The organism is Amycolatopsis sp. NPDC049691, from assembly GCF_040675005.1.
GTDB lineage: Bacteria > Actinomycetota > Actinomycetes > Mycobacteriales > Pseudonocardiaceae > Amycolatopsis.
Genome location: NZ_JBFANX010000003.1, coordinates 260,058 through 274,747, shown reverse-complemented (window position 1 = coordinate 274,747; position 14,690 = coordinate 260,058). Strand labels below are relative to the sequence as shown.

At 64.3% G+C, this 14,690-nt stretch carries 15 protein-coding genes, 1 tRNA gene and 1 pseudogene; 7 read left to right on the top strand and 10 right to left on the bottom strand.

The window, feature by feature from the left end; translation table 11 throughout:
• The first annotated feature begins 180 nt into the window (after positions 1 to 180).
• Positions 181 to 264: transfer RNA gene (locus tag AB0J40_RS08320), tRNA-Leu, on the top strand.
• Here AB0J40_RS08320 and AB0J40_RS08315 read toward each other — a convergent pair.
• The 7 genes and pseudogenes from AB0J40_RS08315 to AB0J40_RS08285 form a co-directional block, all read right to left on the bottom strand.
• Complete coding sequence (locus AB0J40_RS08315; protein ID WP_364449312.1) at positions 246 to 2,000, bottom strand: recombinase family protein; 1,755 nt, start codon at positions 1,998 to 2,000, stop codon at positions 246 to 248. The two genes, AB0J40_RS08320 and AB0J40_RS08315, sit on opposite strands and share 19 nt — an antisense overlap.
• Positions 1,990 to 2,154, bottom strand: coding sequence for a hypothetical protein (locus AB0J40_RS08310; RefSeq protein WP_364449309.1), 165 nt, complete (start codon positions 2,152 to 2,154; stop codon positions 1,990 to 1,992). The genes AB0J40_RS08315 and AB0J40_RS08310 overlap by 11 nt, the downstream gene beginning before the upstream one ends.
• Positions 2,151 to 4,286, bottom strand: a complete 2,136-nt coding sequence (locus AB0J40_RS08305; protein WP_364449306.1) for a cell division protein FtsK — start codon at positions 4,284 to 4,286, stop codon at positions 2,151 to 2,153. Before AB0J40_RS08305 ends, AB0J40_RS08310 begins: the two co-directional genes overlap by 4 nt.
• Positions 4,279 to 4,970 (bottom strand): annotated as a pseudogene (locus tag AB0J40_RS08300) (hypothetical protein). The gene AB0J40_RS08305 and the pseudogene AB0J40_RS08300 overlap by 8 nt, the downstream one beginning before the upstream one ends.
• Positions 4,967 to 5,296, bottom strand: coding sequence for a hypothetical protein (locus AB0J40_RS08295; RefSeq protein ID WP_326952242.1), 330 nt, complete (start codon positions 5,294 to 5,296; stop codon positions 4,967 to 4,969). The pseudogene AB0J40_RS08300 and the gene AB0J40_RS08295 overlap by 4 nt, the downstream one beginning before the upstream one ends.
• A complete protein-coding gene (locus AB0J40_RS08290; RefSeq protein ID WP_364449303.1) occupies positions 5,293 to 5,625 on the bottom strand; it encodes a WhiB family transcriptional regulator in 333 nt (110 codons plus the stop codon). Before AB0J40_RS08290 ends, AB0J40_RS08295 begins: the two co-directional genes overlap by 4 nt.
• On the bottom strand, positions 5,601 to 5,801 hold the full coding sequence (locus AB0J40_RS08285; protein WP_326952244.1) for a helix-turn-helix domain-containing protein: 201 nt from the start codon (positions 5,799 to 5,801) through the stop codon (positions 5,601 to 5,603). Before AB0J40_RS08285 ends, AB0J40_RS08290 begins: the two co-directional genes overlap by 25 nt.
• 155 nt (positions 5,802 to 5,956) lie before the next feature.
• On the opposite strand from AB0J40_RS08285, the gene AB0J40_RS08280 reads away from it, so the two are divergent.
• From AB0J40_RS08280 to AB0J40_RS08270, 3 genes are all read left to right on the top strand, one after another.
• Complete coding sequence (locus AB0J40_RS08280; protein WP_364449300.1) at positions 5,957 to 6,337, top strand: helix-turn-helix transcriptional regulator; 381 nt, start codon at positions 5,957 to 5,959, stop codon at positions 6,335 to 6,337.
• Between the two features lie 123 nt (positions 6,338 to 6,460).
• Positions 6,461 to 8,008, top strand: coding sequence for a transcriptional regulator (locus AB0J40_RS08275; RefSeq protein ID WP_364449298.1), 1,548 nt, complete (start codon positions 6,461 to 6,463; stop codon positions 8,006 to 8,008).
• On the top strand, positions 8,005 to 8,355 hold the full coding sequence (locus tag AB0J40_RS08270) for a signal peptidase I (RefSeq protein WP_020640047.1): 351 nt from the start codon (positions 8,005 to 8,007) through the stop codon (positions 8,353 to 8,355). The genes AB0J40_RS08275 and AB0J40_RS08270 overlap by 4 nt, the downstream gene beginning before the upstream one ends.
• Here AB0J40_RS08270 and AB0J40_RS08265 read toward each other — a convergent pair.
• Together AB0J40_RS08265 and AB0J40_RS08260 are read right to left on the bottom strand one after the other, a co-directional pair.
• Positions 8,344 to 9,444, bottom strand: coding sequence for a transcriptional regulator (locus AB0J40_RS08265; protein ID WP_364449296.1), 1,101 nt, complete (start codon positions 9,442 to 9,444; stop codon positions 8,344 to 8,346). The two genes, AB0J40_RS08270 and AB0J40_RS08265, sit on opposite strands and share 12 nt — an antisense overlap.
• Positions 9,363 to 9,812, bottom strand: a complete 450-nt coding sequence (locus AB0J40_RS08260; protein WP_364449293.1) for a helix-turn-helix domain-containing protein — start codon at positions 9,810 to 9,812, stop codon at positions 9,363 to 9,365. The genes AB0J40_RS08265 and AB0J40_RS08260 overlap by 82 nt, the downstream gene beginning before the upstream one ends.
• Before the next feature lie 169 nt (positions 9,813 to 9,981).
• Between AB0J40_RS08260 and AB0J40_RS08255 the strand changes: the two genes are divergently transcribed.
• Genes AB0J40_RS08255 through AB0J40_RS08245 form a run of 3 tightly spaced genes read left to right on the top strand, consistent with a single transcriptional unit; the run spans position 9,982 to position 11,029 of the window.
• Entirely contained in the window at positions 9,982 to 10,431 is a 450-nt protein-coding gene (locus AB0J40_RS08255) for a hypothetical protein (RefSeq protein ID WP_364449290.1), read from the top strand.
• Positions 10,428 to 10,673: a hypothetical protein gene (locus tag AB0J40_RS08250; RefSeq protein WP_364449287.1), complete on the top strand. Its 246-nt coding sequence runs from the start codon at positions 10,428 to 10,430 to the stop codon at positions 10,671 to 10,673. The genes AB0J40_RS08255 and AB0J40_RS08250 overlap by 4 nt, the downstream gene beginning before the upstream one ends.
• Positions 10,670 to 11,029: a MarR family transcriptional regulator gene (locus AB0J40_RS08245; RefSeq protein WP_364449285.1), complete on the top strand. Its 360-nt coding sequence runs from the start codon at positions 10,670 to 10,672 to the stop codon at positions 11,027 to 11,029. Before AB0J40_RS08250 ends, AB0J40_RS08245 begins: the two co-directional genes overlap by 4 nt.
• A 464-nt stretch (positions 11,030 to 11,493) precedes the next feature.
• Here the strand turns inward: AB0J40_RS08245 and AB0J40_RS08240 are convergent, their stop codons facing one another.
• Positions 11,494 to 14,529, bottom strand: coding sequence for a tetratricopeptide repeat protein (locus tag AB0J40_RS08240; RefSeq protein ID WP_364449283.1), 3,036 nt, complete (start codon positions 14,527 to 14,529; stop codon positions 11,494 to 11,496).
• Positions 14,530 to 14,690: the final 161 nt, after the last annotated feature.

Below are 14,690 nucleotides of genomic sequence, written 5' to 3'. Positions count from 1 at the left end.
CTGGACCTGCGTGACAGCCGCATCCCGACGCTGCACGAGCGGTACAAGGTCCCGTGCTGCTGGCTCGCTGAATCGATGCAGATAGGCTGAAACTTGCCGATCATGCCAGAGGGGCGGAGAGGCGGATCCAGACCCCCCTGAACGAGGCCGGGGAGGCGCCGTATACTCTTTCTTCAGCAGGTCCGAGTGGCGGAATGGCAGACGCGCTAGCTTGAGGTGCTAGTGCCCTTAACGGGCGTGGGGGTTCAAGTCCCCCCTCGGACACACGCACTATCTACACCCGGGCTGGTCGTCGCATAGACGGCCAGCTCTTTTGGTTCGTAGCGTAGCTCTAGGTTCAGCGCTCGGTACAGGCGGCTCAGGCCGGACGTCGTTGCGTCTGCCAGCGTTCCGCAGACGTCGCCGAGCTGATCGATCCTCGCGTAGACCTCGGCTGTCGACACGCTCGTGCCTGCCGGAAGGCTCTCGATCTGTGCTCTCGCGGTGGCTCGCTCGGCCTGTGCCTGGTTGATCGGGTCGACGAGTGCTTCGGGCTCCACTCCCGCCGCGATGGCGGCCTGATAACGCTGAAGCCTTGCCTCCGCGTCCGCCAGCCTGTTCCTCACCGCGTCCAACGCACCACCGCCGGCCTGATTGCCGTCCGACCCGAGTAGCGCGGCCGCCGTCCGGTCGCGGTTGTCCGGGTGGAACAGCTCGTGAAGCCATCCGCTGAGCGCCTCGACGACCACGCCTTCGCGCAAGTTGACCGTCTTCGGATGATCCGCCAGCGTCAGTGAGCCGGGCGCCATGGTCCGCGAGGTGCAGCGGTAGTAGGCGCCCTTCCGGATCGTGGCGCCTTGCATCTTCCGGCCGCAGATTCCACATCGGACCAGTCCGCGCAGGAGGTAGGACCGCGCGGTCTTCCGGGCGCCTCGCTCGGCCTTGCGTGCCGTCTTCAATCCGCCCGCCGACTTCGACCGACGCAGAAGCTGTACCTGCGTGAAGGTCTCCACGGATACGATCGCTGGATGCGCCTGCTCGCGCGAGCGTACGATCCGGTTCGGCGCCGCGCGCTTGTACCGCACCACGTGGCCCGCGGCGACGTCTTCCGGGTCGAGCAGCGTCTCCTGTTTCGTCCAGCGCCCGAAGATCGCGTAGCCGGTGTATCGCGGGTTGTCCAGGATCGCCCGCACCGAGCTGCCTTGCCAGCCGTCCGCGAGCCGGTGCCGGTTCTGGTCCGGCCGATGCGCGGAGGGACAGGGAATGCCGTCGCGGTTGAGCAGGTTGGCGATCGCGCGATCGCCGTTTCCGTCGAGGTACTCGGCGAAGATCCGGCGGACCACGTCCACTGTCGTCTCGTCGAGCGCCAGTACCCGCAGCTTGAACCCTTCCGCAGCTTTTCGCGGGTTCGGATGCGGACCGCTGTCGACGACGACGTAGCCGTACGGCGCCCGGCCACCCTGGTGCCGTCCTTCGTTGATCACCTGCGCGTCCATTGCCGCACGGACGCGAGCCTGAACGTGCTGGCGTTCGGACTCGCTCATCCCGCCGAGCACGCTCATCAGCATCTTGTGCGACGGGTTCCGCGCGTCGTACTTGCCGCCCAGTTCTGGGACCCACAGATCCACGCCGTACGCCGCGAACTTCGGCGCGATAAGCGAGAACTGATTGCCGAACCAACACCGCGTGCCCTCACCGACGACGATCCCATCCCATCCGCGGCGCGGATTCTTCAACTCGGCGAGCAGCCGCGCGCCCTCGGTTCGTCGTTCCCACGGGACAGACCGGGACTGCCCGACGTCGAAGAACTCCGCCACGATCTGCCCGCCGAGCGGCTCGACGAACTTGCGAGCGTTCCCGAACTGCCAGCCGCGCGAGGTCTCCGGGTCCTGATTGTCCTCGGTCGAGCACCGGCCGTAGCCCGCCAGGTTCCCGATCCCGTCGTCCGCCACGTCGGCGACCTCAAGGCCCAGAAGATCGTCCAGCGTTGCCCACGGGTCGCTGATGATTTCAGCTTTCACGGTTCATCCCCTCCGCCGGCATGTCCAGCATCGGCACCTCAGTAACCTCGATCAGAACAGCCAGCAGTGCGCGCGCGACGGCAGGCGTCAACTCGGGCAATCCCGCAGGTAGGATAACCCGGATCTGCGGTTCTTCGGAACGAGCGGCGCTCATGGCCGGTCGTCCTTGTCTGTCGCGCCGGTGTCAGTGGTTACGCGGCCGATGGCGCTCCTGATTTCAGCCGTCAAGTACCCGCGTACCTGCCGAACCTCGCCGTCTTCGCCGGTCACACGGTCGCGCGTAGGCCGGCATCCCAGGTTGGTCATCTCTTGCGCGAACGTCTTTCGGTCGATCTCCAGAGCGCCCAGCAGCTCAGCAGTGGGCACGAACTCCCTGCCATCCGGGCCCAGGTCGTCGCCCAGGTACTCGACGAGCGACGCGAGCAGTTCAGGCAGCTCACCTGGCGACGGAACCGCGTCAAGGGGATGACTTGCACCGATCGCCTTGACCGCCGCAGCGTGGTCGAGCACCGGCGTCGCGTCCTGGCCGGCCGCGTGCCCGGTGAGCGTCCCGGCCGCCTCGCGCAGTGCCCGGCCCTGCTCACAGATAGTCCGCCAGTCCTCGTTCGGCATGTAGTAGGTCCGGACCGTCATGGCCAGCACGTCCGCCCCGGCCGCCGTGTCGCCGTCCGGCCGCAGGACGCCCACGCCCTTGTGCGAGGGCAGAAGCCTGGATGAGTCGAACCCGCGCGTGTTCATCTGCTCGCCAAGGACGATGTTGGAGTCGCGCCAGTCCATCACCCGCAGCGCGAACCGCGAACCGAGCACCGCTCGCAGCCCGGACGGGATCGTCTTGGAGTCCGGCCGCTGAGTGGCGAGCACGAGCACGATCCCGGCCGCCGGTCCCTTCTTCGCCAGCCACGTCAGCAACTCGCCGACGTACTCACCCGCAGGAAGCTTCTTTCCCTGAACGTCAACGGGCGTGCGGTCCTCCAGCGGAACCTGTACCTCATCGATGAAGATCGCCGTAATCGGCATGTCCAGCGCCTTGTCGCGGGACATCTCCGGCGTGACCTTCGACTCCGGGCACGTCAGGTCGTCCAGGTCGCGCATCCGCCGGAACCGCGTCTGAACCTCGCCGACCAGCTCGATCAGCCAGTCCACCAGGGCCAAGACGTGTTCGGGTTCGTCGCCGGACATGAACCGGTGCGCCACCAGGCCAGCCGCGTCCCAGTCCTTTCCGGCCTTGAAGTCCGCGACGTACAGCCGTACCCACGCGTCAAGGATGAGTCCAGCCGCCGCGAGCCGGGCGGCAAACGTCTTGCCCTGCCGCGGAATCGCACCCACAAGCAGCGACGTCCACACCAGCGGCAGGTCGATCCGCCGGTTGCGTGCGTCCCGTCCGAACGGGATCGGCCGCCACGCGTCCCACTGCGTCACGCCGAGCAGCGGCGTCCGCAACGGTGGCGAGCTGTACGGGTCTTCGTCGGCTACCCACATCGATACCCGTCCGGCGTGTCCGCCGTTGCCGCGGACGCGCTCCACGATGAGCTGTACCTCATCGACGGCAAGCGCCGACGCGAGCGCGTCCCGGTTCTTCACCACGTCGGCCGCCTTGCGGGTGGCAGGGAGATCGACGGTGACGGCCCAGCCGTCTCCGACGCGCGTCGCACGTTCGACGAGCCGCAACGTCTCGTCCTTGCCGATCAGCTTCGCGTCCCGGAACGCGTCCACCAGGACCTGCGGGTCCATCGTCCATGTCAACGTTCGCGGACCGGCGAGCGCCGGCTTACGCCCAGGACTACCGTCCTTCCTTCGCCCGAGGATCGCGAGCGCCACTGAGGCAGCGCCGCCGCCGATCCACAAAGGATCGGTTCCGTACACGAGATCGACAATGGCGACCGCCACAGCCGTCACGACCACAACCGCACCGGTGACCTTCCACCGGAACAACGTCAGCGCCCGAATCTCGGTGAACTTGTCGGCAAGCTTCTCCGACTCCTCGGCGGCCGTCCGATAGTCCCGGACAGTCACCCAGCCGCGCCACCACCGCGCGCCGACCACGACACCGCGCACAACGGCACCGAGGAACCGCAACGGCGACAGCACCAGCCACACCACGGCATCCTTAAGTGCCTGCCTCGCCTGCGGCTTGCTTTTCAGCCACAGCGGCACGCGCGGCGAGTGCAGCCACCACAACACGAAGCGATTCCTCTTCGGCGCACGCGGGCGCGGCTGCGGCAACGTGTCGTCGATCAGCTCGCCGTCGAGCACGGGATCGGCCTTGACCGGCAACGAGTCAGTCATGACCCACCTCCGCCCGCAGCGCGCGCGCCAGCCGGGGTGACAGGCCACGTGAGCACCCGGTTGCCCGCCGCACCCACGCCGGCGTGATCTCGACGTCCGGCGTCCACATTTCCCGAGCGACGGCGAGATAGTCGGCGAACAGCACCCGCCGCCCGCCGGTCTCCTGCTGAACGGGAGGCCGTTCAGCAGCTACCAGCACGGCATCGGTCAGCTTGTCCCGCAGGTCGGTGATCGCCTCGACGGCGACGAACACGACGAGCGGCGGCACCGAATGCAGCACGATCGAGGCGGCCTCCCCGGCGGCAAACGACGTCCAGGTGTTCATCACGTAGGTAGCCGCGAGCGTGAACCACTTCGCCCGCCGCACCCACGCGCCCGTCTTGACCTGATACCGCGCGGTCACCTGCTCCGCTCGCAGGATCGCCAGCAGCACGAGCGAGACGGTCGGGTCCAGCACCCACGCGGCCAGCCACGGCAGTGACCCCGGCCGTGTCCCGGCTGACGCGAAGCCCTGAACATTGGTCATCGTGAACGCAGTCCGAGCACGATCCCGGACCAGCACATCCAGTCGACCTGCCGCCGCACGCGCTCGATCCGCAGCGCGACGACGTCCGGATCGGTCTGATAGGCGCGCACCTCGGCGGCCTCGGCCGCGTCCTGCGCGAGCCGTTGCGCCCGATTCATCGTCGACCACCCCGCTTCGAGGTGTCGACGGTGGTCACGGTCATGGCGCGAGTCAGCGCGTAGGACGCAAACAGCGCCGGCAACCCGAGCACGGCGAACAGCAGCCACGGGCTACCCGGGTGAGCGATCACCACCCACTGGACAGCGACGATCAAACCGGCATTGAACAGCACGCGCCCGGCCAACGATACGAGCCGCGCTCCAGACCGAGCAGCTTCGGCCGCGGCCTTCGCCCGGCGAGCACCGGCCCGCCAGACCCAGAACAGGACGATCAGCACGCCGACACCGGCGAGGATCTGCGTGGGCGTCACGGTGAGTCCGTTCATCGTGCACCTCGCTCGAAACGCTCGCCGCGACGCAGCCAGTGCGGGTGCAGCGCGCGCCGGTCGTCGTCGGTCATCGCGCCCCAGACTCCGACCGTCTGGACGCCGGCCGTCCGAAGTTCCAGTTCAAGGCACTCGTCCTGGACCGGGCAGCCGCCGCACAGCAGCTTGGCGAACTCCCGGTCATCGCGAGCGTCCGGCGGACCGGCCTCCGACGGCGTCATGCAGGCTCCATCGCTGGTCACGACGTCGCGCAGGACATCGGTAGGTACCCACCGCAGACGTTCGAGCCGCCACGCGATGCCGATCAGCCAGAGGTCGTCGGCTTCCATGCCGCACCTCCGTCCTGAAGGGCCCTGGTCAGCTCGGCAGACGACACGCGCAGCCCGGAGCGGCAGAGGGTGGCGCGCAGCATGCCGGTCCGGATCGCCCGGCTGACGGTGTTGCGGGAGACGCCGAGAATCCACGCGGACTCGGGAATGGTGTGAAAGGTCTTTTTGGCGTTCATGAGAGAACCAATCTGATGATTTCAAGACTATGTTGTTGATTTCAGCTCTTAGTCGGACGTGTTTGTCCGACGCGCCGCAGGCAATGCGCTAGGCGGCGCGGAGAAAGCTCGACGAACCGCTAATCTCGGCGCTGAGGCGGAGCGCGGAGGAATACGTGACGGAGGACTGGGCGGCAGTCGCCAAGGCGATCAACATGCGCGTGAACGAACTCGGCTGGCGACAACGCGAGCTGGCCGAGCGATCGCACGTGTCGCAGGCGATCGTGCGCGAGCTCCAGCACCACACGGTGGAGCGCCGTCGGAGCGCGCGAACGCTCGAAGCGCTGTCGACGACCTTGGGCTGGCACCCGCAACATCTGCTGGCTGTGCTGCAGAACCGCACGCCGCCGCACCCGGACGAGCCCGCCGACGACGGTCATGAACTGTGGTCCCGGCTGGACGCGCTCGAACAGCGCCTGGTCGAGATCACCGACCGGCTTGAGGACGTCCAAACGAGCCTTGCGACCGTGGTCGATCACGTGAAGCCGAAGCGTTAGTGACTTGGTGAGTGAGGTGTTTTCCATGCCTCTAATTGAAGGCTGGAACGGCGTCGCAACCCATGCACAAGCACCGCAGCACCACTGCACAACCACCGCAGATCAGCGACATTCGGGAGCGCGATGAGTCCGGCCGGGGGATGGACTGGGCGAACAGCGGTCGCATTGCAGTCGGCATTGCGACTCAGTCAAGAGCGGTTCGCCGAACATCTCGGAATCAGCGCGCGCACGGTGGCGTCCTGGCACAAGAAGCCGGATCTCAGACCGCAGTCGGAGATGCAACAGGTCCTGGACACCGCCCATGAACGGGCATCGGAGGCCGAGCGCGCCCGCTTCGCCGAGCTGATCGGCGAGGGGCTGGCCGTCGACACGACGGAGGCCGACCAGCGGCTTGCCGCGGACCCCCACATCGGCGCGGCTCTCGAATGGCTCGACCGGCACGCCCACTGGACGCCTGGGAGCGCGCGCCGCGCCGTCGCTGAGCGGGTCGCGACTGTCGACGTCCAAGACCTGCACGACCGCGGCATACGACGCGGTTGGGTCAGCCAACGTGACGTCGCGGAAGCGCTGGCCACCTACTACGGCAACCGGCTCGACGACCACGGCCTGTACACCGCTCAGTGTGGCGAGCTGGCCATGAACACGAGCGTTCTGACCTGCGCAGACTGGCTGGACCTGGACTGTGAACTGCGCCCGCCGCACGACCGGTTCCGTGTTCCGAGCGCGCAGCCTGAAGCTGACTTGGACCTGGACAACCACGCCGCCGGCCGCGCTGTTCAGCGGCTCGCCGAGACGCTGTCCATGAACACCCGGCTGACGGACAGCCCGATCTACCGGCTGACGAGCACGGACATCCGTGAACACCAGCTCGGCGGGACGTTCGGCATGTCCCAGTTCGTGCACTACGCGTTGACGGTCGACTTACTCGAAGGCGAGCTGGTGGACGCCGTGGCCACCGGCTCGAACGCCATGCCGCTCCGAGATCGCTACTTGCCGGACCTTCGGTCGGTGCTCGACGTCGGCGACCGCCTGTGTGCGGGTGGCGTACTCGCGCTTACCGCGATTGCCCGGCCCGCTGACCCGTACCGCGGTGAAGCGGATTACCTGCTCCTGGTCCAGGAGCGGTCCGGCCACGTACTTAACGCCGCGCGTCGGCTCGCGGTGATCCCGAAGGGCTTCCACCAGCCGCTCACCGACGTCCGCCGGGACGCGCAGGTCGGCATGACGCTCCGCCGTGAGATGGAGGAGGAGTTGTTCGGCCGCCCGGACATCGACAACACCCTGGGCGACATGCTGGCGGCCGACCCACTGCACCCGACCAAGCTCACCGAGCCGATGAGCTGGCTCATGGCGGAGGCAGGCCGCCTGCGGATGGAGTGCACCGGGTTCGGCCTGAACCTCGTGAGCGGGAACTACGAGTTCGCCAGCCTGATCGTCATCGACGACGAAGAATTCTGGGCACGCTACGGCGGAGTGGTGGAAGCAAACTGGGAATCTGCGACTCTTCGTCAGTATTCGACTACCGACGCGGAACTCGTCACCGAGTTGTTGGGTGATGTAGCGTGGAGCAACGAAGGATTGTTCGCCATGACGCAAGGACTCCGACGCCTTGCTGAAATCGGCGGAGAGCGTGTGAAACTGCCCGAGATTGAATGGGAGATCAGCCAGTGAGCGACGGTTGGACCGCCGGCAACGCCAACGACGACGCAGCCGACACCCGCGGCTGGCTGGTCGGCCACTTCATCGACCCGTCGCAAGGCGTCCGCGCCTCCAAGGACGTGGAAGTTAAGTGGGCCAACCACCCTGCAGGCGACAAACGTCCTGAGTGGACGTCCGACGACCAGCGAACCACCCTCGTGATGCTCGTCTCCGGAGAGTTCCGTGTCGAGGTCACCGGCGGCGGCAAGATTATGAATCGGCAGGGCGATTACGTGATGTGGGGTCCAGGAGTCGACCATTCCTGGGAAGCATTGGCGGATTCGGTGGTCCTCACCGTCCGCTGGCCGTCAGCAACATAACGCCACCGCGGGAATCTGCACTCGATCGCCGCCGATCTCGGCGAGCCGACGCAAGCCCTGGAGAAATGCGAACAACCCCTCATTACTCCAGGTTTCGTCGCCGATCAGCTCGCTGATCAAGTCGCCGTCGAGCGTCGAGTACTGCCGCAGCCCGGCGGCCTCCCAGTTCGCCTCGACGTCGCCCCCGAACCGCGGCCAGAACTCCTCATCCTCGATCACGACCAGGCTGGCGAACTCGTAGTTCCCGCTGACCAGGTTGAAACCGAACCCGGTGCACTCCATCCGCAGCCGGCCAGGCTGCTCGGTGAGCCACCGCATCGGAGCAGACAGCCTGCTCGGGTGCATCGGGTCGGCGGCCCGCTGCGTTCCGGTCGTCCGGTCGACGTCGACCCGCCCGAACAGCTCCTCTTCCAGCTCGCGTCGCAGCGTGGCGCCGATCCGCGCGTCGGCACGGTGGTTGGCAAGGGGTGCGTGGAAGCTCTTCGGGATCACGGCTAGCCTGCGCGCAGCGTTCAGCACATGTCCCGACCGCTCCTGGATCAGGAGCAGGTAGTCCGCCTCACCGCGGTACGGGTCGGCCGTCCGAGCAATCGCCGTCAAAGCGAGAACTCCACCGGCGCAAAGCCGTCCTTGAAGGTCGAGCACTGCAGGAAGATCGGGCAGGTACCGGTCCCGGAGCGGCATCTGGTCGCGACCGGCCGCCAGGCTCTCAAGTAGCTCGCGCTCGAGAAGGTCGACACTCAGCGCGTACTCGACGAACGGCACCACGCTGACCTTGCCGCCGACCGTCCCTGGCTGAACCTGCACGTCCGTGAGCCGGTAGAGCGGCACGTCGGCGATACGGACGTCATGGGTCGCGGCTTCAGTCAGCCTGCGAACCGCGGCGGCCGCGTCAACCTGCTCGCGCGACGTGTCGCCGTCGGCCGACAATGCCAACTGGTCGCTCTCAAACGTCAAGGGGCAAGCCAAATCCAGCCACGCCGTCCGTGTCAGGACACTGGTCGTGATCAAAACTGAACCGCATCGCGCGGCGTACAGCGCGTGACCTGGAACCGAATCGCCGTAGTAGCTCGCCAGGGTCTCAGCCACGAGACTCCGCCCGGTCGTAGCTCCAACATGCGACCCCGCCGTCGCGGCCGCTGCGACTCGCGTGCGCGTAGTTCCTGGGGGCCACCCGATGTGCCAATCCAGCCAGCCGAACGCAGGGTCAAGCCGCGACCGGAGCATCGGCGCTTCTTGGGCAGGCGCCGGCCGATCAGCTCGCGCAGCTCGTCGGCGGAGCGGCCGAGCACCTTGGCCAGCTTCGGCCACTGGTAGGGCAGGGGCGCGTACTCGCCGGCTTCCCACCGGATGACGGTTGATCGGTCGACGCACATCACTTCAGCGAGCTTCTCCTGAGTCAGCCCGGCCGCCTTGCGAGCTGAAACAAGCTCCTCGCGCCGACGAATGCTGACCATCCGAACACCTCGCTCTGCTGACAGTGATCACAGCCTAGCAGGCATATTTCCTGGTAGAGTCGATGACCGCCACATCTCCGCCACGAAACACCGACGTTTGCGCTCTGGGCGTGGGCGGGTCCTCCGGTTTGGATGATTTCAACACATCCGGCGACCAGGGGAGCGAAACGTGACCAGCGGCGAACGCGGCTCGCGGCCTTCGCGCTTGTACGTGACCTGGCACCGCAGCGTGGCCGACAACCTGGACCACGCCGTCACCGACGAAGACCTTGCCGACGGCATCGCACTCCAGACGGGCCGCTACGACTCGCTGTGCGATCGCGAAGTGCTGCTCGACTCCTGCCTGGTGCCTCCGGGCCGTCGGTGCGGCGTATGCAACGCGCTGGTCCGGCTTCGCTCGACCCCGCCGACGACTGAACGCGCGTGCCACGGGAAGCCGTCGCGCTGGCGTCGCCTGTTCGGCCGCCTCCAGACTCCGGCCGTCCTGCCGCCGCGCCCGCCTCAACGCGTGCGGCTCATTCCCGAGCAGGGCGGCCGGACCACGACGTCGGCGGGAACGGGCGGCGCCCCGACCGTGCCCGTTCCCGCCGATCACCACGACCGGCGAGGCGCCCGATGACCGTCCGCCTGGTCACCGCGCGCCCGCTACCCGGCACGGTTGGCGAGTCTCGCCGCGTCGTTCACGTGTTCCCGGTACCGGCGGAGGAGACCATGCCGGAGCGGCTGACCGCGTACTGCGGCGCTGCGTTCGGGCCCGGCGAGCTTGAGTTGCTGGAGCGTCCGGTCGGGATGCCCTGCGTGACCTGCCTCCACCGTGCACCCACTCCGGGAGGCGCGGAACAGCCGGCGATCGAGCAATGACGTCAAGTCCGCGGCCGATCGTGCCGGCCTTCCAACGCGAGCTGGACCCACTGCTGCTCCTGCCGGTGCGGCTGTTCATCGCGTGTCTGGTGGCCGACATGCGCTGGTGCGAAGACGCCGCTGTCCAGGGTGTGTTGGGTCTGAGCGAGCGGAAGTTCGCGCCACACGTCGAGCGGTTGCGCGTCTCGGGGTATCTGGAGACCCGAGCCGACGGACGTCGCGCAAAGCTCCGACTCACGACGCTTGGCCTCGACCGGCTGACCGAGCACGTGACCGCGCTCGACAGGGTCGCGGCCACGGCCGCCGAACTCGTCGCCGCACAGCGCGCAGCACTCCGGCTGCCCCGCAATCTGTGACGGGCGCTCCGCCGACGCCCAAAGCCTCTGCGCGGAGGCCGGTGGTGACGCCTGTGACCGGTTCGAGCAGGCCCGTCACAGCCGTCACAAGCAAGTGTTTCCGCAGGTCGAGCAGCATTCGTCGCTGTCACAGCGCGTGTGACGGTGTGACGGCTCACGAGACGAGTCCTGACGGCATCTGTGTCCTGGCAGACGCGTGCTACAAAGCGTCGTCATCCTTGACGTAGTCGACTACCGCACAGGGATCGGCACCTGCATCCGCTGCTCTCACACTGTTACCGAATCGATTGCCAAGATAGCCGAGAGGGTGCTGCCGAGAGATGGCAATCACACGCCGTCCGTGTTGTAAAAGTAGCGATCTAGCGCGACGCTAAAGGCTAGGCGGTACGTCCAGACCTGGCGTGCGTGGCGTCCGACGTAACCACCTTGCTAGTTCAGGTGTGGCTTGGAGTGACCCGCAACAGCTAACCGAGTTGATTTGGTTCTCGGCTCTGCCTGAGTGTTGTTCTCTTGAGGAGAAGCGCAGCCTCTTTACGAGCTTGCAGTGCTTCCGCGGGTCGGTGTAGTGTTTCAAGTAAATCAGAAATCTCAGTTAGTGTTTCGACAAGAGCTGCGCTGGAACCATATGGAGATTTGCGTAGTGCCTTTCGCTCAATAGTCGCCGACTCTAGTAGGAATTCAAGCCCTTCTTGTGGTTGATCAGTCTTTGTCATGAGGTTACCGATAAGCTCAAGTGCATTGGCGAGACCAGGGAGCATGATCTCAGCCTTGTCGACCAGTTGTCGGTACAAGGCCTCTGATTCTCTAGCTGCGTCTAAAGCGATATCGTAACAGCCCTGTTCGTAAAGTCGCCAGGCAAGGCTCTTTAATGAGTAGGCGAGGTCTGCGAGCTGGTCTGAGCTTTTTTCTGTGAGTTCGCGGCGTATCTCTACTGCTTCTTTGGCGTATGGTATGGCAGTGTTGGGTTGGTTCAATTTTCCTAAGGTGAACACTAGGTTTTGCAATGAGCTGCCCAGTGGGGCCTGCTTGCTGGGGTCGGCGGTCACGAGCTTCCTGTAGATTTCGGCTGCCTCTTTGGATGGAGCAACGGCGTTGTCGTACTGCTTAAACCCGGCATATTTTCGGCCGAGACTGCTCAATGAGAACGCTAGCCCTGCAAGATGTCCGGAGTCTGCCTCTGCGAGCTTGCGCCATACTTCAACTGCTTCTTTAGAGTAAGACAGTGCATCTTGGTCGCGACTGAAAGGTATCAATTGCGATACCTTTAATAGTTCATAGGCGAGTGTCGGCGAATAAGTGGAGTCAATCGCGGCCAACTCTCGGAGGATTACAACCTCTTCTTCGGAAAATGCAAGCTTGGCGACAAGGTGATCTGGTTCGACGAGTGCAAGGTAGACATTGCTTAGTGCTGAGGACAGTCTATGGTGCGAACCGGGGTAGGCGCCCGCGATTTCCTTGCGCAGAGCCGCGGCTTGCTCCAATGGCAATAGTCTCTCGGTGTACTGGGCTGCCACGCCTCGACTTTGATAGTGCAGGGCGCTCGCTAAACGAGTTCGATGCTCCGAATTGAATTCGGTGAGCTCGGCGAGATTTCGATAAACGGACGCGGCCTCCTTTGCCGGTTCCACTATTTCGGCACACCGTTCTGGTGTGTCCAGTCGAATGCACATGCCGTCAAAGGACTTCGCGAGCTGCTCCATCTCCTTTGCGCTGGGGGTACTATGTGTCAATTCCTGTTCAATCGACAGCCTCTCTTTTTCTGTGATGATCGCATCTGAAATGCGACCCATATTTTCGTATATAATTGTGAGATACGTCAGGCAGCCCTGTATTCCGCCCGTGAGTTGGCCGGGATATGAGTTGTTGATGCTGCGGAATATCGCTAGTGCCTCTTGGACTGCGTCGACTGCTTTGAGAAATTCTCCGGCGTAGTTGAGTGCCATTCCGTGTTGGCTAAGTGTCTTCGCTCGCTGAAGAGAATCGTCAGAAGGTAGCAAATCCAACAGTCGCTGCGTGATGATGACGTTGGCGTCGCTTAGTTCGCAGGGCGGCCACATTATAGTGTTCGCAATTGCGTTCAAAGTATCTATATTTGGTTCAATCTCGCTTACCACGCGGCTAAGTAGTGGAAGTGTTTGCCTAAGGAAAGGTTTGGCGGCAGGTGATTCTGATGCGGCCCGGCCCAACACGGTTAAGGCGCGAAGCGCCTGTCGATCGTCGATATTGGATAAGCAGTTCTCGGCAAGTTCCGGGCTGAGCTTTAGTTGGTTGACGACATGGTACTCGGCGAGGCGGTCTGGCTGAAGAGTTCCAAGCCATTGGGGGTGGCCAGTAGTCGGCGTAGCGTCAGTGAGTGGCGGATAGAGATCTCGGAGCCACGAGGCGACTTTTGTTGAAGCTATCGATCCGGGAACCCGTTTCAGCAACTGTGTTACTTCATCCTCGGTGCTAGCGCCAAGCAGGCATGCGGCCGCTACAATTCGGCGCAGTGTTGCCACTGTGAGGCCTGTAGGGCCCTGTAACAGTTCGAAACGTTGTGCACTGCCTTGCCAAAATCGGTCTTCATGTGCCAATAGCTCGATGAGAATTCCATTGACACTGACATGCACGGTCGACGTACCAGTGCTTCCGGATTGCAGAGCAGCGACAAGAGCTGCTGCATGGAGATCCAGAATTCTGGCCCGCTTCTGTTGCGTTGTAACTTCAACATGTCTAGGTGCCCTGACGGCGAGTGCGGCTGCAAAAACTGGCACCGCCATGCGGACGATCTCGGCGTCGGAAATCGCAGCTTCAACGACAGTGGTCAAAGGGTTTCCTGCGTATGCTCTCCCGAGCATGTGACGGATGGCGGGATCTGTCGCGCCAAGTCGTTCCCACCACTCACCTGCACTTCGCGCGATGAGCAACGCCCGTAAAGCGTGGCCTTCATGGCGGGCGATGTCGTGTAGAAATCTGGTGAGTCCGGTCCTTGTCTCGGCGTAGTCAACGACGAGCAGGATTCGTCTATTTACGGCCTGGCGAACTCTTTCTACAGCTGTTGACTCGGCGTCATCAGCGATTCGCTCGCAGTGCCAGCCGATCGTGGTAAGTTGGCTAGCAAGTTCGACCGCCAGTCGGCTTTTACCGGTGCCGCCAGGGCCAGTTAATAATCGGATAGGTCCTGATTCGTCGTCCTCGCACCAAGCGATCAAATCACTTAGTTCTGCCTGTCGACCGATAAAGGTTACTAAGGCGCGACGCGGATCGAGTAGACCGGCGGGTCCTTGTTCGTGGACATTTTGGCGCTCAGGCTCTAATGCACGCTCAAGATCTTTCCTGGCCTGCCGTCTATCTTTCAGCTTGGTGAAGAGCGAAGGAGCGAAAGCACTAGTGACCGCGGCGATCATGACACCAAGCCAGGCGTCGTGGTGATCGGTTAGCCAGAGGCCTGCCAGTGCGCCAACGGCGGCCAGGCAGCAACCAGTCACAAGCGCTGTGCGTGCCTTTCGACGAGTGATCATGGATGCTACATATCTGTCAAGCCACTGTCACTGGAGAAGTCACCTTCGGCTGGCAGCATGAAGGAGCTAAGGAGCGTGATGGGGCGTCGAATGACCGCCGATGGCTCTACTTTGTCATATCGTGTGGTGACGGCGGTGATGCTCATATCGTGACCTCCGCG